Origin of the sequence: Variovorax sp. EBFNA2, from assembly GCF_033802765.1 — a bacterium.
GTDB lineage: Bacteria > Pseudomonadota > Gammaproteobacteria > Burkholderiales > Burkholderiaceae_C > Variovorax > Variovorax paradoxus_H.
In genome coordinates this window covers 147,062-168,815 of sequence record NZ_CP138497.1, presented here as the reverse complement: position 1 = coordinate 168,815, position 21,754 = coordinate 147,062, and the positions used below count along the sequence as shown (strand labels likewise).

The following is a 21,754-nucleotide window of genomic DNA, read 5'->3' as shown; positions in this document are numbered from 1 at the left end:
GACACAGTTCCCGCAGCGTAGGAGCTGCGTCCGACCAGACCTTGATGCTGCGCAAGGCAAATGGCGCACGCCCCTGCAGACTGCCATGCGCGCTGCCCGACAACCGGGGCCGCGAATTTCCCGCAAGGACAGAGCAGTGACCGAACAACCCAACGAATTCGATCGAACCTTGCACGCGGCTTGGGGCCGGCTCGGCGGTAGCATTTCACCGGCGACGCAGATGCTGGCGTGGTCCGACTGGGCCCTGCATTGCGCCAGCCAGCCCGGGCGGGGCGTTGGCCTGGCGCTGCGCCATGCGTTGCCTCCCGCCCAGGCGCAGGCACATGATCCCCGGCTCGCCGCCGACGACTGGGCCGCCTGGCCCTTTGGCATGTACCGAGACGCCTTCGAGACCACCGGACACCGGCTGCTTGCACTGGCGCGCGGCGTTCCCGGCGTACAGCATCACCATGCACAGTGGGTCGACTTCGCGATGCGGCAGGCGCTCGAGATGGCTTCGCCCGCCAACATGTTCGCAACCAACCCGCAGGTCCTGAAGAAAACCGCGGCCACCGCAGGTGCCAACCTTGTCGCCGGCGCCGTCCATGGCATGGAGGATCTCCAGCGCCAGGTCCTGGGACTGCCACCCGTGGGCGCCGAGGCGTTCAGGCCGGGGCACGAAGTCGCGCTCACGCCGGGCACCGTGGTCCTGCGCAACGAGCTCGTCGAACTGATCCAGTACGCACCGACGACGCCGACGGTACACGCCGAGCCGGTGCTGCTCGTGAGCGCCTGGATCATGAAGTACTACGTGCTCGACCTTTCGCCGCACAACTCGCTGATCCGCTACCTCGTCGAGCAGGGCCACACAGTGTTTGCGATCTCCTGGAGGAACCCTGGCGCCGCCGATGCGCAGCTTGGCATGGACGACTACCTGCGCCTGGGCGTGAGCGCCAGCCTCGATGCCATCGACACCATCTTGCCCCGGCGTCGCGTGCACGCGGTGGGGTACTGCCTGGGCGGCACCCTGATGGCCATCGCCGCTGCGGCGATGGCGCGCGACCATGATGGTCGCCTCGCCTCGCTCACGCTGCTGGCCGCGCAGACCGACTTCACCGAGCCTGGCGAGATCGGACTGTTCATCGACGACAGCCAACTCGCATTTTTGGAAGACATCATGGCGCGCCAGGGATACCTGGACTCGGCGCAGATGGCGGCCGCCTTCCAGGCGCTTCGCCCGGGCGATCTTGTCTGGGGGCCGATGGTGCGCCATTACCTCCTGGGAGAACGTCCCCCCATGACAGACCTCATGGCGTGGAACGCCGATGGGACGCGCATGCCCTATCGCATGCATGCAGACTATCTGCGCAGCCTCTTCCTGGAAAATGCGCTGGCCCGGGGCCGCTATCTGGTGCACGGGCGGCCGGTGTCGCTGAACGACATCGATGTGCCGGTGTTCCTGCTTGGCACGCGCACCGATCACGTCGCACCCTGGCGTTCGGTCTACAAGTTCAACCTGATGTGCAACGCCGAGGTCACCTTTGTGTTGACCGAAGGAGGCCACAACGCGGGAATCCTGAGCGAGCCGGGGCATGCGCACCGCAGCTACCGGTCACTGCGGCGCCCGGCGAACGGCATCTATGTCGCGCCCGACGATTTCCTGGACAGGTCACCCGAAATCGAAGGATCGTGGTGGCCCGGCTTGGCGCAATGGCTGGCCGCGCACTCGAGCCCGAAGCGCCGTCCACCGGCGATGGGTGCGCCGCGCCGCGGTCTGCCCCCATTGGGCGACGCGCCGGGAACGTACGTGCTGGCGCGCTGAGCCGGCAACCGGCCGCACGCCAGCCCGGACTCAGGGCGCGCGCCTCGCGCCGATGGGCGCGGGCGCCATGCTCACGATGCGCGCGAAGAGCGCGAAGAGCGCGAAGAGCGCGTTGTATTCGAAATCGGGCACGTGCCCGGTCATCGAGTCTCGGTTCTGCGCGAAAGCCTCATCCAGGTCCAGCCAGTCGTTCGCGCTCAGCACGCGCTCGGCCAGGGGCAAAATCTCGCGCTCTTCCAGCGCCATATGGTTCAGGTAGAAGTCGACATAGTCACTGACCTTTTTTTCGAAGGCTTCACGCCGAGATTCACCAAGCATCTCGAACGCAAGCAGCGCGTGCTCGACGTCGCGAATCCTGCGCTCGCCGCGGGCGTGATCGCAGTCCAGCCGGTCCAGCAGGTCGCGCGAGATCGGTGTCCTGGCGCGCAGCTTGGGAAACAGAATCTCGGTTTCCTTGCGGTGATGACGCTGCTCGGGGAACTCGTCCACGTAAAAGAGCATGGCGCGCAGCGCCGCAAAGTCGGGCAGGGATCCCTTCTTTCGATGCCGCTCGAGCGACAGGACGATGGCGCGGAACATGGCCGAAAGCGCGGCGTGCTCCTGGCGAATGATGCGAACGGTGGCGTGGGTCATGAGAGGCCTTCAGGACATGCGCCAAGGTTGGCGCATTCAGCGCGCCGCAGGCTTATTCCGGATCAATTTCCTCACGCAAACAGCTTCGCGCTTGATCGGCATCAAAACGCGCGGCGCTCTTCCTGCGGATACTCGAATGCCCCTTTCCACATACCGGAGTCGAGCCATGTACCAGCGAATTCTTGTCCCTGTCGACGGCAGTTCCACATCCAGCCGCGGGCTGGATGAAGCCATCCAGCTGGCGAAGCTGACCGGCGGGCGCTTGCGCTTGGTCCATGTCATCGACGAGTTGTCGTTCGCCCTCACCATGGACGCGTACGTAGGCATGGCCGGCAACTGGCTCGAAGAACTACGCGGCGGCGCCTTGAAGCTGCTGGAGGCCGCGCGGGTAAAAGCGACCGAGGCAGGCGTGCAGGTCGACACCGTGCTGCTCGATCGCTTCAAGGGCACCGTGCATGACCAGATCGCCGCTGAGGCTCTGGCCTGCAAGGCGGACCTCATCGTGATCGGCACGCATGGCCGCCGCGGCATGGGGCGATGGGTGATGGGCAGCAGCGCGGAACACATCCTGCGAATTGCCCCCGTGCCGGTGTTGCTGGTGCGCGCCCCCGAGGAGGCCAGGACCGAGCACGAGCGGTTCACGCTGCCCAGCGGCGTGCTGGCCAGCCAGTGAAGTCTCACACGCCCGCAGCCATAGCGCGCCAGCGCGCCACGATCGGGGCGATGTCCACAGGACCCTGCGTGGCGACCTCGATGGTCAAGCCACGCTCGTCGGCCTCGAGCGGATCGTGGCTTTGCAATTGGCGCTCCAGCACGGCCATACCCGCTTCCGAAGCGTCGGTGCCTGCGGCGTCCCGCGCGGCCACGCGACGGCACAGCGTGGGCGCGTCCGCGCGGCAGTCCAGGATGGTGTAAGGCACGCGCAGTTCTGCGGCCAGCGCCTTGAAGCGGTGCCGCTGGCCACTGCGCAAGAAGGCCGCATCCACGATCACCGGATAGCCCGCCAGCAGCGCATCACGCGCACCCGCCTGCAGTCGATCGAACGTCCCGCGGGTCGCTTGCGCGTCGTAGAGATCCAGCCCGAGATCGGCCGAGCGCGCCAGCGGGTCGAGGCCGTACAGGCGCTTGCGCTCGACGTCCGAGCGCAGTCGGATGGCACCCGCCGCGCCCACCAGTTGCAAGGCGAGGCTGGATTTGCCCGACCCCGAAAAGCCGTGCGTGATCATCAGGCGCGTGCCGCCCTCGGGTGGCTGCGCCAACCGCGCCGCACACGCCCCGTAGTCGGGGCGCGCCGCTTCGTGCGGCGTGCGCGGCCCCAACCCGCAGGTCATGGCGCGCACAAGTGCCCGGTAGACCTCATAGAAGCGCCATACCTGCAGACCGGGGTAGTCGCCGCTGTGCTGCAGCCATGCGTCGAGGAAGCGAAACGCCAGGTCCGTACGCCCGTGGGCTTTCAGGTCCATGGTGAGAAAAGCGATGTCGCTCATCACGTCGATCCAGCGCAATGCCGGGTCGAACTCGATGCAGTCGAAGGGCACGAGCTGGCCGTCGAGCAGGGCCACGTTGGCCAGGTGCAGGTCGCCGTGGCAGTCGCGCACCGACCCGCCGTGCTGACGGGCGACCCAGGCCATGCGCAACGCCTGGCTCTGCGCCAGCACCCATGCCTTCAGGGCGGGCAGGCGGCTGTCGCTGCCTTGTGCCTGCAACGCGTTCAGGACGTCCGTCGCGGCACGCTCGACCCGCTCCGGGTTGCCGAAATCCGAGGTCGGCATCGCGCGCTGCGCGCTCCCGTGCAAGGCGGCGAGCCACTGCGCGAAGTCATCGAGCTGCGCGGGTTGGAGTCGGTCTGCCGCGAGCAGGTCGGCCAAAAGCGAAGACGCCGCGAACCGCCGCATCCGCACCAGATGATCGATCGGGGGACCGTCCCCTCCGATGCGCGGTGCTTGGGGTGTGCCGCCTACCGGCGTCACATCGAGATACAACGTGGGCGCGAAGCGACGGTTCAGGCGCAGTTCCTCGTCGCAGAAGTGCTTGCGCGCCTGGACGCTGCCGAAGTCCAGGAACGGCAGGCGCACCGGCTTCTTGAGCTTGTAGGCGAGCGCCTGCGTGAGCAGAACCCAGGAGATGTGCGTCTCGACAAGCTCAACCAGCTGCCCGGTCTCCTGCCGGAGCGCGTCGCGCAAAGCAGCGACCAGGGTGGTGTCCATGTTCGTGTAGCGGGTCCTCGGCTCAATGATGTCGTGAAACTGCGAAAAGACGCCACAGCGCCCAGCCTGCGGGCAACGCGACCCACAGGGCCCACGGCGAGGAGGCGCCCGGCAGGCCGAACACCCTCCCCACGGCCGGCACGACCGTTAGCAGCCCCCAGACCACGCACACGCCGATCAGCAGCGCATGAAACACCGTGTTGGTGTGCGCAAGCCGAACGCCCGCCCCGCGGAACCACAGGAGCAGCAGCAAGTTGCCCAGCACGATCGAGCCGAGGCTGGCCATGCGCAATTCCTCGGGCGTGGCATCCAGCGCGCGGCAGGTCCACTGCACCGCCACCACGCCGATGAAGACCAGCGCGCCCATCGCGAACGCGCGCACCGCCGAGGCCAGTGAGAACAGCGCATCGTCGCGCGGCCGCGGCGGCACGGTCATGCTGTCGTCGGGCGCGGGCTCGGCCTCGAACACCAGCGAGCAGGCCGGATCGATCAACAGCTCGAGCAGCACCACATGCAGCGGCAGCAGCAGCACCGGCCCGCCCATCACCACCGGGATCAATGCCACGCCGACGATCGGTACATGGACCGCGAAGAGATACCCAAGCGCCTTGCGCAGGTTGGTGAAGATGCGCCGGCCGGCGCGCACCGCCTCCACGAGCGAGGCGAAATTGTCGTCCAGCAGCACCAGCGAGGCCGCTTCGCGCGCGACATCGGTGCCGCGCTGGCCCATCGCCACGCCGATGTCAGCCGCCTTGAGCGCGGGTGCGTCGTTGACGCCGTCACCGGTCATCGCCACGACATCGCCCTGCTGCTGCAATGCCCGCACGATGCGCAGTTTCTGCGCCGGGTCGACCCGCGCGAAGACCTGCACCTCGCGCACGCAGCGGCGCAACGCCTCGTCGTCCATGGCGGCCAGTGCGTTGCCGGTCAGTACTTGCGCCTCACTGCCTTCGACCACTCCGGCCTGCCGTGCGATCGCCCGGGCCGTGAGGGCCGCGTCGCCCGTGATCATGACCACGCGCACGCCAGCGCGCCGGCATTGGTCGATGGCGCCGGGCACCTCCTCGCGCAAGGGGTCCATGAAACCGAGCAGGCCCAGCGGCGCCAGGGAAATCCCTGCAGGCAACCCGGCGTCGTCGCCGGCCTGTGCGGCATGTCCCTGGGCCACCGCGAGCACCCGAAGGCCCGTCGCACTCCAACGATCGGCGGTCTCGCGCAGTCGCTGCATGCGCGCCGGATCGGCATCGCAAAGCGCGAGCACCGCCTCCACCGCCCCCTTGACCGCGACCGTCTGGTCGCGCTCGCCGGCCACGTGCCACCAGTGCACGACATAGGGCGACCCGTCGCGGATGCCCCGGTGCGCCCCGGGTGCCCAGCCCGCGACGCCGCCCAGGCCGGCCGCTTGTGCGGCGACCCGTACCGCATGGTCCATGGGCTCGATCCCGCCCGTGCTGCTCGCGTGCAGCGCGCCGGTCAGCAGATCGTGAAAGCGCGGGGGCGCGGCATGCACACCCGGGTTGCACTGCGCCTCACCGTCATGCAGCAGCGCCAGCGCCATGCGGTTGTGCGTCAGCGTTCCCGTCTTGTCCACGCACAGGACCGTGGTGGTGCCCAGCGCCTCGATGGCCTGCGGCTGACGGGTCAGCACGTTCGACTTTGCGAGCCGCCAGCTACCCAGCGCCAGCATCACGCTCCAGACAACGGCGAACTCCTCCGGGATCAGCGACATCGCCAGCGTCAGCCCGACCAGCAGGCCCTGCGTCCAGGAGCCTTCGCGCAGTGCGAACACCGTGGCCGCGACCAGACAGGTGAAGGCCGCAAGCCATGCGACACGCCCCACGAGTCGACGCAGTTCATCCTGCAGCCGGCTGGCACGGGGCGCGAGCTGCGCGATCGAGTGATGGATGCTGCCCAGCGCCGTGTGGGCACCGGTGGCCGTCACCTCGGCAGTGCCGTCACCGCGCACGACCAGGCTGCCCGCGAAGAGGCGGTTGCTGTCGCCCTTGTCGTCACCACCGCCGTGCGCATGCTTGCCCTGGGGCACTGACTCACCGGTGCGCAGGGACTCGTCGACCAGCAGCCCGACGGCCTCGAGAATGCGCGCATCGGCGGACAACCGGTCGCCTTCGTTCACGAGCAGGCGGTCGCCGCGCACCAGTTCGCTGCTGGCGATGTGCAGTACGCGCCCCTGGCGCACGACCGCGCAACGGGGGCTGGACAGATCCTTCAGCGCTTCGAGCACGCGCTCGGTGCGCTGCTCCTGGTAGATCGACAGTCCTCCCACCAACAGCACCGAGACCATGAGCATGCCGGCATCGCCCAGATTGCCAAGCACCGCATACAGTGATGCGGTGGCCAGCAGCAGCAGGAACATCGGCTGCGTGAGCGCATTCCAGGCGATGCGCGCCAGCCCCTTGCGCGACGCCGAAGGCAGCACGTTCGGGCCGTCGCTGCGCAGGCGCTGCGCGGCTTGTTCGTCAGTCAGGCCTGCGGGCGAGTTGTCGGGCACGGTGGTTCCTCATTGGCTTGGGCCAGCGTGCCACCGTCGGGCGCCGCAGCCTTGACCTGGGTCAAAGCAGGAGCCACGCGCCCCAGCACACGCTGGCGGCCAACACCAGCGAAACGATGCCGGCGACGAACCCCAGCAGCACCGCCAGCCCGTCGCCGCGCAACGCGAAGGACAGCAGACTCAATGACATGCCGATCGGAATGTTGACCCGCGGCAGTGGAAGCGCCAGCAGCATCGCCAGCACGCAGCCCAGCCCGCCGGCAACACGCCCCAGGAGCATCTGCGCCGCGAACACCAGCAGCGGCGCGCCCAGCACGCTGGACATGCCCGGCAACGAAGGCAGCGCATTGGACAGCGCGAAGATCAGGATCGCCGCGGCCAGGCCGCCCTCCCCGGCGGCGGCCACGATATCGCCGACGCGAACACGTGCTCGGCCCGTGTCGCGCACCAGACGTCCCAGGCTGTCGAGCCAGGCGTCGGCGCGAGCGGACATTTCAGTGCGCCATTATGACCGGGACGCTCATCTGCGTGAGGACTTGCCGCGTCACGCCGCCGAGAACGCGCTCGCGCAGGCGCGAATGGCCATAGCCGCCCATCACGAGCAGGTCCGCGCTCAGGTCCGCAATTCGCGACAGCAGCGCTTGCGCGATGTCGATCTCGGTCACCTGCGCCTCGGCGCGCGCTTGCACGCCATGGCGCAGCAGGTACTGGAGCATGTCCGACGCCAGCAACCGCTGCGCGTTGTCCTCATCGCGCGGGTGTCGCAGCGACACGAGCGTAACCCGTGCAGCGCGGCGCAACGCCGGCAACGCCATCTGCACGGCCACGGCGGATTCGCGCGAGCCGTCCCAGGCCACGACGATGCGCTCGGGCAGCGCATCGAATGTGCCGGATGAAGGCACGACCAGCACCGGCCGGCCCACGTCCATCAGGACGTGCTCGGGCAGCGCGCGAACGATGGTGTCCCGCTTGTTCGAGTCGTCGCTTTGCCCGAGCACCACGAGGTCGCTCACGCGGCCGCAGCGCACCACGGCGTCCACCGTGGCGCCCTCTACCTGCCGCACCTCGTAGGACATGGGGCCGGCTTCGGCGATGGCCTCGCGGAACTCCCGGGCGACCGTTTCAGCGCGTCGGCGCAAATAGTCGGCCGACGCGGCGATGTAGTCGGTCATGCCGGTGGCGATGGCGCCGGCGGGAATCACGCCGTCGTCCAGGCCGGTGGGCAGCAGTCCGACCAGGTGGCTGCCGTGCGCCCGCGCCCATCGTGCGGCCATCGTGGCGCGCACGGGGTTGCGCACCGAATGGTCCAGATGGACGAGGATGGTCTTGAAATTCATGGGAACTCCCCGAGCGGTGAGGCGCCGTGGACGACGCGAAGTGAACGTGCGACCCATGTTCAGGCACCGGGGCCGCGCACGCATTGACGGTGATCAAGCCTGCGATGAGAAAATTTCCACCAGGGCCGTCACCATTCGCAGGCTCGCTCGGCGTCTGGAGTCAGCGGCAGGCACTGTCACGGAACAACACGCGCTGAAAGCGCCTACGCGCCGAGACGCGGGCGCAGCCATCCAAGGAAGGAGCCCGCAGGAACGCCCACAGGCTCATCACGAGCAAGGCTTCGACAAAACCGCCCACCGCAAAAGACGACGGCCGAAGGAGGACGGAGAAGTCCATGCCGTGGAACAGGCTTTTCATGAAGCTCAGAAACGGGCCAGGTGCAGCGAGCCAGGCCAGGGTGCGCAGGGCGTAGAAAACCGCCACGGTGGCGGCCAGTGCCACCCCTGTGCGAAGCGCGTCTGACGGGGCGCTGCTCTCCCGAATCAAAGGCTATGTGGAGTTCATGGACCTCTACTTGGAGGGGGGAATGCCTCTAAGCCAATCTAGGCGCGCAGCGAGCCTCCTGCCTTGACCTAGCGCAAGCTGCGCAGCGCTGGATGCCGCGAAACTTAGTCAACAAGCCGGAGGTCCTCTATGCGCTCAGTTCTTCTCCTCACCATCGCCGCAGCGCTATCAGGCGGCGCACTGGCGCAATCCAAGCAGGACCATGCGGCCCATCACCCTGCGAACGTCGCAGCGCCCGCGCCTGGGGCATCGAAGGCGCCCAAAGTGCCACTTGCTCAGATGGAGATGCAGATGAAGTCCATGCAGGCGATGCACGAAAAGATGATGGCCGCGAAGACGCCGGACGAACGCCAGGCGTTGATGAACGAACACATGAAGGCCATGCAGGACGGCATGGCGATGATGGGCCAAATGAACGCTCCTGACGGCAAAGGCGGCGCGCGCATGTCTCCCGAGATGATGGGCAAGCGCATGGACATGATGGAAATGATGATGCAGATGATGATGGACCGCGACGGGATGAAGACGCCAGCGGCCAGGTAGCCGTCGACCACAAGGAACAAGGCCATGGACGATATGGACTACGCGCCCCGTTCTGGCGCTCACGCTGGGGCGTTGTGCTGCTCGTCGTCTCAGCAGTCGTCGGCTTTCTTCTGTTCACCGAACACCGCGCCTATGTACTGGGCGTCTTGCCGTTCGCGCTTCTGCTGGCGTGTCCGCTGATGCACATCTTCATGCACCCACGCTCCCGGCACTGGCGATGTTCCCAGTGCTCGCGGCGATGTATGTACGGTTAGCCATCTCCGGGGAGCGCGACTCGGGAACCGCGTTCGGCGACGCATGGCGCGATTACGCTGCTGCCACGCCGCGGTTCGTCCCGAACTTCTCGAAAGACGACCGTGCTCGGCCCTGGCGCCATTGGTTTGGGGTGCCGGCCTGACGCTATTGCCCCAAAAGCCATTCTGGCCCTACGCTGCCCCACTGCTCAGCGTGGGTCTGGCGGTCCATGGCGCGGGAATGACACTGAAGTACCGGCTCGAAGGCCGCGAAAGTCCACCGGCCTGGCGGGAGCAGCTGCTGATCTGGTTGTGCTGGGTAGCTCTGGCCAGTGGTGGCCCCCTGAATTGCCGCGGTATTGGCATTTCGATGGAGCCTCTTGACCTTCCAACCATTGGAAGGTTGAAACTAGCCACAAGAACAGGAGAGCGCGATGAAAGCCCATAGCATAACGACCCATGACCCCATCAGCCCGCACTCGACGACACCGGTGCCGGACGGACGACCTCACGCAGGTCAGCACGTCATGCCAGACGGCACCGTGATGGACGGTGCTCACCATGGCCACAGCCACCACACCCATCCGCCCGCTGCCGCCAGGCCGGCAGGCGGGGGCGGCCAGGGGCAGGTCGAGTACACCTGCCCGATGCACCCTCAGGTGCGGCAGATGGGACCGGGCAACTGCCCCATTTGCGGGATGACGCTCGAGCCGGCGCTGGCGACGGCAGAGCAAGGCGAGAGCCCCGAGCTGCGAGACATGACGAAGCGGTTCTGGATCGGCATGGCGCTCACGGTGCCGGTCTTTGCCCTGGAGATGGGCGGACACCTCTTCAATATCCACCACCTTATCGCGCAGCAGGCCTCGAACTGGGTGCAACTGCTGCTGGGAACACCGGTCGTGCTGTGGGCAGGTTGGCCCTTCTTCATGCGTGCGGTGGCATCGGTAAAGAACCGAAGCCTGAACATGTTCTCGCTCATCGCGTTGGGCACAGGAGCGGCCTGGATCTACAGCATCGTCGGGACCGTCGCACCCGGGCTGTTTCCAGCCGATCTTCGGCTGCAAGGCGGCGCCGTTCAAGTCTACTTCGAGGCTGCGGCAGTGATCACGGTGTTGGTGCTGCTGGGCCAGGTACTAGAGCTTCGAGCGCGCGAGAAGACGTCCGGGGCCATCAAGGCCCTGCTCGGGCTTGCTCCGAAGACCGCGGTCAAGGTGAAGGCCGACGGTTCGGACGAAATCGTTCCGGTCGATGCCATCCAGGTCCACGACCTCCTGCGCGTGCGGCCTGGCGAGAAGGTCCCGGTCGACGGTGAGCTCACCGACGGCAAAGGCAACGTCGATGAGTCGATGGTCACGGGCGAACCCATTCCCGTCGCAAAATCGGTGGGCTCCAAGGTGACCGCTGGAACGCTCAACCAGACCGGGGGCTTCGTGATGCGCGCAGAGAAGGTCGGCGCGGATACGCTGCTCTCGCAAATCGTTCACATGGTGGCGGCGGCCCAACGCAGCCGTGCGCCCATCCAGCGCATGGCAGACCAGGTGGCGGGCTGGTTCGTGCCGATCGTCATCCTGATCGCGGTCATCACGTTCGGCGTCTGGCTGGCGTGGGGCCCCTCGCCGGCGTTCAGCTACGCCCTCATCACGGCGGTCGCCGTTCTCATCATTGCTTGTCCGTGCGCGCTGGGCCTGGCCACGCCGATGTCCATCATGGTCGGGGTCGGCAAGGGCGCGCAACACGGCGTGCTTGTCCGCGACGCTGAAGCGCTCGAGCGCATGGAAAAAGTCGATACGCTGGTGCTCGACAAGACTGGAACGCTGACCGAGGGTCGCCCGAAAGTGGTCCACATCGAACCGGCCGAGGGCTTTGGCAAGGACGATGTGCTGCAAAAACTCGCGAGCGTCGAACGGGCCAGCGAACACCCATTGGCCCTGGCCATCGTGAATGCGGCGCAGGAGGGCAAGCTGAACCTGTCAACCGTCACGGACTTCGACTCGCCGGTCGGCAAGGGTGTGGTCGGCAGGGTCGATGGTCAGTGCGTGGTCTCGGGCAGCGCGAAGTTCCTGGCCGAGAGTGGCATTGAATCGGCGCCATTGAACCAGGCTGCGGAAAAGCAGCGCGCCAAGGCAGCCACCGTCATCTTCGTCGGCGTCAATGGCAAGCTCGCCGGCTTTGTCGCAATCGCCGATCCCATCAAGGCCACAACGCCCCAGGCGCTCCAGCTGCTGAAGGCTGCGGGTATTCGCATCGTCATGCTCACGGGCGATGGCAAGACAACGGCCGAAGCTGTGGGCAAGCAGTTGGGTATCGATGAAGTCGTTGCCGAGGTGTTCCCCGAGGACAAAGTCGCGGTCGTGCAACGCTTGATGAAAGAGGGCCGGGTCGTGGCCATGGGCGGCGACGGCGTCAACGACTCGCCGGCGCTGGCCGCCGCCACGGTCGGCATCGCGATGGGCACCGGCACCGACGTGGCGATGGAAAGCGCTGGCATCACGCTGCTCAAGGGCGACCTGATGGGCATCGTTCGCGCGAGGACGCTGTCGCACGCTGTCATGCGCAACATCCGCCAGAACCTGTTCCTCTCGTTCGCCTACAACGTGGCCGGCATCCCGCTTGCGGCAGGGGTACTCTACCCTTTCTTCGGTGTGCTCCTCTCGCCGGTCGTTGCCGCCGCGGCGATGGCACTGTCGTCGGTCAGCGTGATCGGCAACGCGCTCCGACTTCGGACAGTGAAGGTGGAGTAGCTGCGATGCACGCCGCCTCCCGGTGCGGATGGCCGGAATGGCTGATTGCTTCTTGCGGCGTGTGGCTCGTCTGCCTTGGGTTCTACTTCATCTTTCTGCGGCCGTCCCTGTTGCCGGAAGACACGCGCTTCATCGGCAGTTCGTTGGCCCAGGTTCGGGGATGCAATCGGCGCCGTGCTGGCTACATCTGCCTCCTGCAACGGCGCCAGAAGGCGGCTCCTTCGCGCCTCGTGGGCCAGGCGCTCAGCGCTCGGGCCCATACAGGTGCTCCCGGCCCATCGGGTAGCCTTGCGGCGTGACGTTGCCCTTGCTGAAGACGATCTGGAACACGTGGGTATAGCCTGCCGGCGAGCGAAACATCTCGGCACAGCCGATCAGGTACGTGCGCCAGATGCGACGAAATCGCTCGTCAAAGCGTTGCGGGTCCAGGGCCTGTATCGCGGGCCAATGCGCCTCGAATCGCAGGGCCCAGGCGTCAAGCGTGGGCGCGTAGTGTCGGCGAAGGTTCTCGATGTCCAGCACCTCCAGGCCACTGCGCTCCATTTCCACGATCACATCCGCCAGGCTGGGAATCCAGCCACCAGGAAACACGTGCTTGCGAATGAACAGCTCCGTCTCGAAGCGCCCTATATGGCCGATGAAGTGCACGATGCCCAACCCACCGGGCTTGAGGAACTGCGCGTGCGCCCTGATCACTTCGGGCAACTGATCGCGGCCCGCGTGTTCCAGCGTACCGATGGAAACCACCTTGTCGTACTGCTCATCGACATCGCGGAAATCGGCTTCGCGCACCTGCAACGAAGCTTCCAGCCCGCGTCGCTCGATCTCGTCGCGCAACCACTCGACCTGCTCGGTGGTGGTGTTCAGCCCCATGCCCGTGGCGCCGATCTTTTCCTGCGCCCGGAACATGAAGCCGCCAAATCCGCAGCCGATGTCGATGAAGCGGTCTTCGGGCTTGAGCAGGATCTTGCGGCACACATGGTCGATCTTGTGGCGCTGGGCCTCCTCCAGGTTGCGGGTGCCTTCAGGCCAGTAGCCGCAGGTGGACATCATCAGGGGATCGTCGAGCCAAGGACGGTAAAAGCCTGTGCCCAAGCCGTAGTGCACGCGGGCGTTGGCCTTGGCCTGGACCGGGTCGCGGTTGAAGTGGCGCAGCTCATGCAGGCCGTTCTCGATGCTGTTGAGCGCACCGGCCTGCTGGTCGACACCTGCGGCCATCCCCGCGGCCAGGGCGGCACCGAAATCGCCCTCGACGTCGAGCTCCTGGTCGAAGTAGGCCTGCATCAACCCCATGTGGCCCCGCGAGGCGGTGGCAAACAGCGCCGCCTCGGTGTGAAACCTCAGCGTGAAGACCGGTGCGCCCGTACCGACGTCGAAACGGCGGCCGTCGGGCATGACGACGGCAAAGCGTGTGGCGGCGCGCTCGCCGATGCCATCGAGCAGGTTGTGCAAGGCAAGAGACAGCATCATGGAATCGCCTGCAGCCTCGGCTGCGTCTAGCCGTCCAACGGCACGCCGCCTCCAAAGCGGCAGATCCACTGATCCATGAGCTCACGTTGCACGGCGGCGATCGAATGCTGCCAGGCGCCCATCGCCTCCCATTGCTGGCGCTGCACCAGCCATGCGCTCTTAGCAGCAGCCATCTGCAGGTCCATCATCACCTGAAAGATGCCTGCACCGAAGGGCGCCGGCTGCATCGGTGTCGTCGAAAAATCACTGTTGGCCATACGAGATGTCTCCGGAAAGAGGAACCGATCTTAGAAATTCGCTCTCGGGAGCGCTTGACGCACATCAAGCAAAGGCACCGTTCTCGCTCAGTTCGATGCGTTGCGGATCGCACTGCGCAGACGCGCCGAGGCCTGCCCGATCTCGGCTTCCGCAGACTGCCATTGCGCCGCACCTGCAGCGTCCATATCGTCCAGTTTGTCCTGGACGGCTTTCTGGCCTTGCCTTAGCGCGAGAAGCTTCCGTTCGGTTGGCGCCCGCTCCTGTGCGCTGCCTTGCGCCAACCTGCGCTCGAGCACGGCGATCGTTTGGCGGGACTTGTCAACGTCCTGCTGTGCTTGTTCGACAATGGCGCTCTGCGTGCGGGTGATCGGCGCGTGCACGAAGGCAGGCTGAATGGCCAGCGTCTGGCGCGCGGCGTCGGGCAGCACGACACGCGCGCCGCGCACCTGCAGTTGCGACGCCGGAACAGCGACCAGGTGCTGCGCGGCTCCAGGGACGCCGCGGCCCGTGTCCACGATCAGGAATGTCACGCGCTTGTCGGTGCCCACGATCAGGTCCAGCACCTTGCCCAGCCGATCGCCCGATGCGTTGTACACGGACCGCCCGAGGATGCTCTGCCTGGCGCTCCATCCCGCGATCAGTTGATCGGTCTCGGTGACCTCGCCGGCCCATCGCGTGGCGCCCGCCACCTGCGCGCCGGCGAGACCGTTCGCCCCAAGCACCAGCATGAAGGTGAGCACCATGCCCGGGCCAATGGTGCGGCGCGTCGTCTTCACGGCCACCCTCAGCCCGCCTTCATGGGAGTTGCCATGCCCGCGTGCATGGAAAAGTAGCGGCGCGCCATCGCAACCAGTTCGTTCGTGCTCATGTGACCCACCGCCTCCCATCCGACAATGCGAAGCGCCACTTCGGCGCGATGTCGCTCGACGTAGCGGCGAAAATCGGACAGCGCCGTATGGGAGCCGACGACGAGCACCTCGGCGATGCCCTTTGTCGCCTCGCACACCTCGGCGAAAAATTCATGCTCGCTGCGCACATTGCTGCCGTGCTGACGCGTGCAATGGACGTGTTCCTTCACCTGCTGAGCGAGCGCCTGCGCCGCATCGAACTGAAGGATGTGCGCAGTGTGATGATCGATCTGGACGACGGCGTGGAAAAGCGACATGGGAGTCCGATGCAAAGAATGACGAGTGGGCGACAGGAAGGTGCGCGGCGGGCTCTCCGTACTAGGCTTCGATGATCACTTTGAGCGCATGCGTCTGGGCCGCGCGCCCGAAAGTGTCGTAGGCGTCCATCACTTGGTCCAGCTTGAATCGGTGCGTGATCAGCCGGGCGGGGTCCACCTTGCGGGCTTGCACCGTCTTCAGCAGCATCGGCGTGGACACCGTGTCCACCAGCCGGGTGGTGATTGCGATGTTTTGCGACCATAGTCGCTCCAGATGGAGCTCGGCCGGGTGCCCGTGAACGCCGATGTTTGCGATCGTGCCTCCCGGCGCCACGATGTCCTGGCATAGCACGAAGGTGGCGGGTATTCCCACGGCCTCGATCGACACGTCGACGCCGCGTCCGCCCGTCAGCGCGAGCACGGCCTCGGCCGCCTTGCCGTCGGTGCTGTTAACGGTGTGCGTCGCGCCGAACCGGCGCGCGACCTCGAGCCGGGCGTCATCCAGGTCGATGAGGATGAGCTGAGACGGCGAATAGAACTGTGCCGTGAGCAACGTGGCCAAGCCGATCGGCCCTGCGCCCACGATGGCCACGGTGCTGCCGGGAGCGACCTTGCCGTTGAGCACGCCGCATTCGAAGCCCGTCGGCAGAATGTCGCTGAGCATCACCAGCGCCTCCTCGTCCGCGCCGGCGGGAATCGGATAGAGACTGGTGTCGGCATGCGGAATGCGCACGTACTCGGCCTGCGTACCGTCGATGGTGTGGCCCAGGATCCAGCCGCCTGTGGCGCAGTGCGAATACATGCCGCGGCGGCAGTTCTCGCACTTCCCACACGATGAGATGCACGAGATCAGCACATGGTCGCCGGGACGGAAGGCCGTCACGCCGGCACCGACTGTCTCGACCACACCCACCCCCTCGTGTCCGAGGATGCGCCCCGGCGTGCAGGTCGGCACATCGCCCTCGAGGATGTGCAGGTCGGTGCCGCAGATGGTCGTCTTGAGTATCCGGACGACGGCGTCACCCGGCGCCTGAACCTGCGGCTTGGGGCAGTCTTCGAGCGCTTTGAGGCCGGGGCCTTTGTATACGAGTGCTTTCATGGACACTACGTTAGGCGCTCATGTGCGGCGGATGCTTGAGATAACGCAAGGAATCTGCGCCTCGCTGTCCGCAGACACCCTACCTGCCCTCGCGCCCGAGAACTTCAAATCGGCGCAGCCACTGCCCACGCTGGACGTCGTTCATGCTTTCGACCAGACCGACCAGTGTCTCTTGAACCGGCGCAATGCCCACGAAGCCGAGGATGTTGCGCTCCAGCGCCTTCAGGCTGTGGGCTCGGAAGTACCAGCGATAGACCAGCGCCGGCATGCCCATGGTCACGACGATGCGCGCCGAGCGGCCTGTCAGGAGCGTGGCACCCATGTGCCCTGGCGACGAGCGCGCGAGCGCAAACCCGGGGCGAAGCACCTGTTCGAGGAAGCCTCGGGTCAAAGCCGGCATGCCACCGAGCCACAGCGGAAAGAACAGCACGATGTGGTCGGCCCACTGGATCGCATCCTGCGCAGGCTGCAGAACCGCAGGCACGGCCTGCGCGTCCCACGCAGCCTTGCTGCGCAGCAGTGGAAACTCCAATTCTGCGATCCGGATGACCCGCACTTCATGGCCGCCCGCCTGCGCGCCCCGTGCGTAGGCTTGGGCGAGCGAATGACCGAAATGCACGGTCGACGCGTCCGGGTGGCCCTGCAGCAGGAGGATTCTTCTGGACATGTGTTCGGCCTGACAACGCCGCCCCGGAACGACAGATGGAACCATCCTGCGCACCGCGCGACAGCCTGCGCTTGCGAAAGATCAAGTCCACGTGATCGGACACCGGGCCCGGCGACCGCGCCGTCTTGACGCGGCGTTGCCCGGCGCGACACTGCGGACATGGACAGGCTGCACCCGTCAGAAGCTGTCGTCGGCCTCGCGGTGGCGTTGGGCGTCGGCCTCATCGTCGGCATCGAACGCGAACGCCGCAAGGGAGACGGTGATCGGCGAGAAGCCGCAGGCTTGCGCACATTCGCCATCGCGGCCTTGAGCGGCGCGGTGGCGCAGCTGGTGCCGGTCCCGGTGCTCGTTCCCATCGGCGCAGCACTCGTCGCGGCGCTGGCGGCCGTGTCGCACTGGAAGAGCCGATCGCACGACCCCGGGTTGACCACCGAGCTCGCCCTCTTCACTACCTATCTGATCGGCGTGCTGTGCGTGTTCGAGCCGTCCCTGGGCGCCGCCTGCGGCACCGGTCTGGCGTTGCTGCTGGCAGCGCGCCGCAGGCTACACCGGTTCGCCACGCAACTGCTCAGCGAACAGGAGCTGCACGATGGCGTCCTGCTGGCTGCGCTTGCCCTGATCGTTCTGCCTTTCGTTCCGTCCCAGCCAATCGAAATGCTGGGGGGTATCGCCCCCAGACCGCTGGCAGCGATGGTGCTGCTGATCATGGCGATCCAGGCCGCGGGACAAGCAGCGGTGCGCTGGCTCGGCATGCGCGGCGGCCTGCTGGGCACGGGCTTCGCATCGGGGTTCGTCTCGAGCACGGCCACCGTCGCGTCCCTTGGACACCGTGCGCGCGAGCAACCCCAGCACACTGGCCTGCTAGCGGGCGCCGCGGCCCTGTCCGCAGTGGCCACCTGGGTGCTGGCCCTGACCATGACAGCCGCGCTGTCGCCGCAAGCCGGTCTCGCGTTGCTGCCCGTGGCGCTGGCGGGCGCGGCCGGCGCAGCGGCTGTGGGCCTGCTTCCCCTGCTGTCGCTTCCTCCATCCATCGCCCCCAAGGCACCTGCAAGCACCCGCAGCGCGCTGCGCCCGCGTGCGGCGCTTGCCGTTGCCCTCGCCTTGGCGATGGTCGCGTTGCTGGTCGGCACGGCCCAGCGCCACTTCGGCAACGCGGGCCTGCAGGTCGGCATCGCGCTGGGGGCGCTGGTCGATGCGCATGCGCCTGTGGCCTCGCTGGCTTCGTTACACGCGGCCGGCACGCTGGCGACAGATCGTTTCATCCTCGGCGCGCTCGTGGCGGTCGGAACCAACACGCTCACGCGCTGCGCGGTGGCACTGGCAGCCGGCGGCCAAAAATACGCGCTGCGCGTGGCGGCCGCGCTGATGGCGAGCTTGGCCTGTGCGTGCGCGGCCGCCATATGGTTCGCGAAACCATGACCGCGCCACAATGCCCTGAGGAGCCGCAAGCGTGCGCAGCCTCGGCCCGCTGACAAAGGCGTGATGCGCGCAGGCGGCAACCGACTCGGCCGAGACTTGCGTGGCCATCGACACCTCGGCCGCGATTACGTGCGCCTGCCAGGGATCAAATGTCGGCGGCATGGGACGCGAGCCGAAATGAATGGGCGTGCATGAGGGCTTCCTGCGAATCCGAACCTTGCCCCTGCGCCGCCACGTGAAGTTGACGTGCATCAAGCCGCGAGTTGCCAAGCCCCCCATCATGGGCGATCACTTCGGAGCCAGTCTTGAGCATTCGCTATCTCGATCGCCTGCTGTCGCCGGCCTCCGTCGCCGTGTTCGGTGCCTCCAATCGGCCAGGCAGCGTTGGCGCGACGGTCTGGCGCAATCTTCGGGCCGGTGGCTTTGCCGGGCCAGTCTACGGCGTGAACCCGAAGTACGACTCGCTCGATGAGGTGCCTATCTTTTCCAGTGCGGCCAGCCTGCCCGCCGCACCCGATCTGGCGTTGATCTGTACGCCGCCGGCCACCGTCGCGCCGCTGGTCGCACAACTGGGCTCCGTGGGCACCCGGGCGGTGGTGATCATCACGGCCGGATTGAGCGTGCAGCAAAAACAGGCGGCACTGGAGGCTGCGCGCCCCTTCACACTGCGGTTGCTCGGTCCCAACTGCCTGGGCCTGCTCAGTCCCCACGTCGGACTGAACGCCAGCTTCGCCCACACGGATGCACTGGCGGGCGACATGGCCTTCGTCTCGCAGTCGGGTGCGTTGGTCACGGCGGTGCTCGACTGGACACGCAGCCGCGGGGTCGGCCTGTCGCACCTGATCTCCTTGGGCGAGCACTGCGACGTCGACTTCGGCGACCTGCTTGACCACTTGGCCAGCGATGCGCGCACGCGCTCGATCCTGCTGTACGTGGAATCCATCGAATCACCACGCAAGTTCATGTCCGCCGCACGGGCGGCCGCACGCAACAAGCCGGTGATCGTGGTGAAGGCCGGGCGCGCAGGCAACGGCGTCAAGGCTGCGGCCTCGCATACCGGTGCGCTGGCGGGTTCGGACACGGTCTACGACGCCGCCATCAGGCGCGCCGGCATGCTGCGCGTCGACACCTTGCAGGAGCTTTTCATCGCGGCGCAGACGCTGTCGCGATTCCGCGGCAATCGACACAGCACGCTCACGGTCATGACCAACGGCGGGGGCGCCGGGGTCATGGCCGCAGACGCGGCCGCGCGCGAAGGCGTCACGCTTGCCGACCCCGTCGCAGATCTGAAGTCCCGCCTCGACGCTGTGCTGCCGTCGCACTGGTCGCATGCGAACCCCATCGACATCATCGGTGACGCGCCGGTCGAGCGCTATGCCCAGACACTGTCCGCGCTGCTGGCTGACGATTCGGCCGGGGCGGTGCTCTTCATGCATGCGCCGACTGCCATCGTGCGCGCCGAAGACATCGCGCGCGCCTGCCTGCCGCTGGTGCGCGGCCACGCCTCGCGCGTGATGAGCAGTTGGCTCGGTGATGACGCGGTGGCACAGGCGCGCAAGCTCTTCGAGGAGGCCGGTGTGGCTGACTACGCCACGCCCGAAGAGGCGGTGCACGCCTTCGCGATGCTGCAGACCTACCGGCGCAACCAGGAGATCCTGATGGAGACGCCCAACGCCGCACGCAACGCCGCACCCGACAGCGCCGTCTTGCGCGCGACGCTCGATGCCGCCCTGGCGGATGGGCGCGAATGGCTGGGCGAGCAGGAGGCCAAGGCCCTGCTGCAGGCCTACGGCATCGAGACTGTGCCCACGCTGGCAGTCGCCCCAACGCCCGAGGCAGCCATCGAGGCCGCGCGGGGGCTGGGCTATCCGGTGGCGCTGAAGATCCTCTCGCGCGACATCACGCACAAGACAGACGTGGGCGGCGTGCGGCTCGGGCTGTGCGACGAGGTCGCCCTGGGCCAAGCAGTGCTCGAAATGCTCAAGGCCGTGCAAGGCGCCAGGCCGCTGGCCCGGATCGATGGGTTCACGGTGCAGCGCACCGTGCACCGCCCGCATGCGCAGGAACTCATCGTCGGCGCGAGCATCGACAGCGTTTTCGGGCCGGTGATCCTCTGTGGCCAGGGCGGCACCGCCGTCGAGGTGATCGGCGATACGGCCATCGCCCTGCCACCACTGAACCATGCGCTGGCGCAGGAGCTCGTTTCGCGCACCCGGGTCGCGCGCCTGCTCGGCGGCTTTCGCGACCATCCGCCGGCTCGTCTCGAGGCGCTGTACGACGTGCTCGTCGCGGTGTCTCAAATGCTCGCCGACTTGCCGCAAATGGCCGAACTGGACATCAACCCACTGTGGCTGGACGAAGACGGTGCGCTGGCGCTCGACGCGCGTGTGCGCCTGTCGCCCACGCCGGCCGGTGGCGCCGAGCGCTTCGCGATCCTGCCCTACCCCACGCGATGGGTGCGTGCGCAGACCTGGCGCGGCCATGAGATCGTGATCAGGCCGATCCGGCCCGAGGACGAACCGCAACACGTGCGCTTCATTGCATCGCTGGATCTGGAGGACACGCGCTTTCGATTCTTCTCGCCTCGTAAGGAGCTGTTGCACAGCGAGCTCGCCCGCCTGACCCAGATCGACTATGACCGCGAAATGGCTTTCATCGCCGAGGCCATCGATGCACAAGGTCGTGCCGAGACACTGGGCGTAGCCCGCACGGTGAGCGACCCCGACAACGTCGAAGCCGAGTTCGCGATCATCGTGCGCTCCGACCTCAAGGGCCAGGGACTGGGCAGACTGCTGTTCGAACGTCTGATCGAACATGCCAGAGACCGGGGCCTGGAGCGGCTGGTCGGCCTCGTGCTGCGCGAGAACGACCGCATGCTCAAGCTCTCCGCCGACATGGGTTTCAAGGCCGACCCCCAAGAGTCTCCCTCTTCGGGAATTCGTCGAATGGTGATGGCGCTGAAGCCGTCGGCAGGCACAACGCACTCGTCGACATGACCCCCGGCGTGGCTCATACCGCCCCCCAAGCTGCGGTGGGCGCTGCCAGGCGCGCCCTCTGGATTCGGAGCATGCTTCGACAACGTAGCGATTTTCCTTCGCCCCGCCGCCCGGAGTAAGGCAGCCCAGCGCGTGCCTGCCGAGAGGAAATCGGCATTCGGGCCGCACGGC

The 21,754-nt window shown here is 66.8% G+C and carries 20 protein-coding genes; 7 read left to right on the top strand and 13 right to left on the bottom strand.

All coding sequences use genetic code 11. From position 1 onward, the window contains the following. Positions 1-85 precede the first annotated feature (85 nt). On the top strand, positions 86-1,801 hold the full coding sequence (locus tag RZE79_RS31185) for a PHA/PHB synthase family protein (RefSeq protein WP_373696597.1): 1,716 nt from the start codon (positions 86-88) through the stop codon (positions 1,799-1,801). 30 nt (positions 1,802-1,831) lie between these two features. On the opposite strand, the gene RZE79_RS31180 is transcribed toward RZE79_RS31185, so the two are convergent. Next, positions 1,832-2,434 carry a hemerythrin domain-containing protein gene (locus tag RZE79_RS31180; RefSeq protein ID WP_319362113.1) on the bottom strand — a complete coding sequence of 201 codons (603 nt, stop codon included), beginning with the start codon at positions 2,432-2,434 and terminating at the stop codon, positions 1,832-1,834. Between the two features lie 166 nt (positions 2,435-2,600). On the opposite strand from RZE79_RS31180, the gene RZE79_RS31175 reads away from it, so the two are divergent. Then, entirely contained in the window at positions 2,601-3,107 is a 507-nt protein-coding gene (locus RZE79_RS31175; protein WP_319362112.1) for a universal stress protein, read from the top strand. 4 nt (positions 3,108-3,111) lie between these two features. On the opposite strand, the gene RZE79_RS31170 is transcribed toward RZE79_RS31175, so the two are convergent. From RZE79_RS31170 to RZE79_RS31150, 5 genes are all read right to left on the bottom strand, one after another. Then, a complete protein-coding gene (locus RZE79_RS31170) occupies positions 3,112-4,641 on the bottom strand; it encodes an AAA family ATPase (RefSeq protein ID WP_319362111.1) in 1,530 nt (509 codons plus the stop codon). Between the two features lie 22 nt (positions 4,642-4,663). Beyond that, positions 4,664-7,150 (bottom strand): cation-translocating P-type ATPase, encoded by a 2,487-nt coding sequence (locus tag RZE79_RS31165; protein WP_319362110.1) that lies wholly within the window; start codon positions 7,148-7,150, stop codon positions 4,664-4,666. Between the two features lie 61 nt (positions 7,151-7,211). Continuing rightward, positions 7,212-7,643, bottom strand: coding sequence for an exopolysaccharide biosynthesis protein (locus tag RZE79_RS31160; RefSeq protein ID WP_319362109.1), 432 nt, complete (start codon positions 7,641-7,643; stop codon positions 7,212-7,214). A 1-nt stretch (position 7,644) separates the two neighbouring features. Beyond that, positions 7,645-8,487 carry a universal stress protein gene (locus tag RZE79_RS31155; protein WP_319362108.1) on the bottom strand — a complete coding sequence of 281 codons (843 nt, stop codon included), beginning with the start codon at positions 8,485-8,487 and terminating at the stop codon, positions 7,645-7,647. 160 nt (positions 8,488-8,647) lie between these two features. Further along, positions 8,648-8,929 carry a DUF5676 family membrane protein gene (locus RZE79_RS31150; RefSeq protein ID WP_319362107.1) on the bottom strand — a complete coding sequence of 94 codons (282 nt, stop codon included), beginning with the start codon at positions 8,927-8,929 and terminating at the stop codon, positions 8,648-8,650. A 192-nt stretch (positions 8,930-9,121) separates the two neighbouring features. Between RZE79_RS31150 and RZE79_RS31145 the strand changes: the two genes are divergently transcribed. The 3 genes from RZE79_RS31145 to RZE79_RS31135 all read left to right on the top strand — a co-directional run bounded on the left by RZE79_RS31145 (position 9,122) and on the right by RZE79_RS31135 (position 12,509). Then, the gene (locus tag RZE79_RS31145) at positions 9,122-9,535 is read left to right on the top strand and encodes a hypothetical protein (RefSeq protein ID WP_319362106.1); all 414 of its coding nucleotides are present in this window, start codon (positions 9,122-9,124) and stop codon (positions 9,533-9,535) included. A 74-nt stretch (positions 9,536-9,609) separates the two neighbouring features. Beyond that, positions 9,610-9,789: a DUF2933 domain-containing protein gene (locus RZE79_RS31140; protein WP_319362105.1), complete on the top strand. Its 180-nt coding sequence runs from the start codon at positions 9,610-9,612 to the stop codon at positions 9,787-9,789. A gap of 413 nt (positions 9,790-10,202) precedes the next feature. Next, positions 10,203-12,509, top strand: a complete 2,307-nt coding sequence (locus RZE79_RS31135) for a copper-translocating P-type ATPase (protein WP_319362104.1) — start codon at positions 10,203-10,205, stop codon at positions 12,507-12,509. Positions 12,510-12,752: 243 nt separating this feature from the next. On the opposite strand, the gene RZE79_RS31130 is transcribed toward RZE79_RS31135, so the two are convergent. The 6 genes from RZE79_RS31130 to RZE79_RS31105 form a co-directional block, all read right to left on the bottom strand. Beyond that, the gene (locus tag RZE79_RS31130; RefSeq protein WP_319362103.1) at positions 12,753-14,048 is read right to left on the bottom strand and encodes a cyclopropane-fatty-acyl-phospholipid synthase family protein; all 1,296 of its coding nucleotides are present in this window, start codon (positions 14,046-14,048) and stop codon (positions 12,753-12,755) included. After that, the gene (locus RZE79_RS31125) at positions 14,006-14,236 is read right to left on the bottom strand and encodes a hypothetical protein (RefSeq protein ID WP_319362102.1); all 231 of its coding nucleotides are present in this window, start codon (positions 14,234-14,236) and stop codon (positions 14,006-14,008) included. Before RZE79_RS31125 ends, RZE79_RS31130 begins: the two co-directional genes overlap by 43 nt. Before the next feature lie 87 nt (positions 14,237-14,323). Then, complete coding sequence (locus RZE79_RS31120; RefSeq protein WP_319362101.1) at positions 14,324-15,013, bottom strand: PRC-barrel domain-containing protein; 690 nt, start codon at positions 15,011-15,013, stop codon at positions 14,324-14,326. Positions 15,014-15,021: 8 nt separating this feature from the next. Next, a complete protein-coding gene (locus RZE79_RS31115) occupies positions 15,022-15,402 on the bottom strand; it encodes a hypothetical protein (RefSeq protein WP_319362100.1) in 381 nt (126 codons plus the stop codon). A gap of 61 nt (positions 15,403-15,463) precedes the next feature. After that, positions 15,464-16,501 carry a zinc-dependent alcohol dehydrogenase family protein gene (locus RZE79_RS31110; protein WP_319362099.1) on the bottom strand — a complete coding sequence of 346 codons (1,038 nt, stop codon included), beginning with the start codon at positions 16,499-16,501 and terminating at the stop codon, positions 15,464-15,466. Between the two features lie 79 nt (positions 16,502-16,580). After that, a complete protein-coding gene (locus tag RZE79_RS31105) occupies positions 16,581-17,213 on the bottom strand; it encodes an NAD(P)H-dependent oxidoreductase (RefSeq protein ID WP_319362098.1) in 633 nt (210 codons plus the stop codon). Between the two features lie 114 nt (positions 17,214-17,327). On the opposite strand from RZE79_RS31105, the gene RZE79_RS31100 reads away from it, so the two are divergent. Beyond that, a complete protein-coding gene (locus tag RZE79_RS31100; RefSeq protein ID WP_319362097.1) occupies positions 17,328-18,587 on the top strand; it encodes a DUF4010 domain-containing protein in 1,260 nt (419 codons plus the stop codon). Positions 18,588-18,732: 145 nt separating this feature from the next. On the opposite strand, the gene RZE79_RS31095 is transcribed toward RZE79_RS31100, so the two are convergent. Beyond that, positions 18,733-18,900, bottom strand: coding sequence for a hypothetical protein (locus tag RZE79_RS31095; protein WP_319362096.1), 168 nt, complete (start codon positions 18,898-18,900; stop codon positions 18,733-18,735). On the opposite strand from RZE79_RS31095, the gene RZE79_RS31090 reads away from it, so the two are divergent. Then, positions 18,893-21,583 (top strand): GNAT family N-acetyltransferase, encoded by a 2,691-nt coding sequence (locus tag RZE79_RS31090; protein WP_319362095.1) that lies wholly within the window; start codon positions 18,893-18,895, stop codon positions 21,581-21,583. The two genes, RZE79_RS31095 and RZE79_RS31090, sit on opposite strands and share 8 nt — an antisense overlap. The last annotated feature ends 171 nt before the right edge of the window (positions 21,584-21,754 follow it).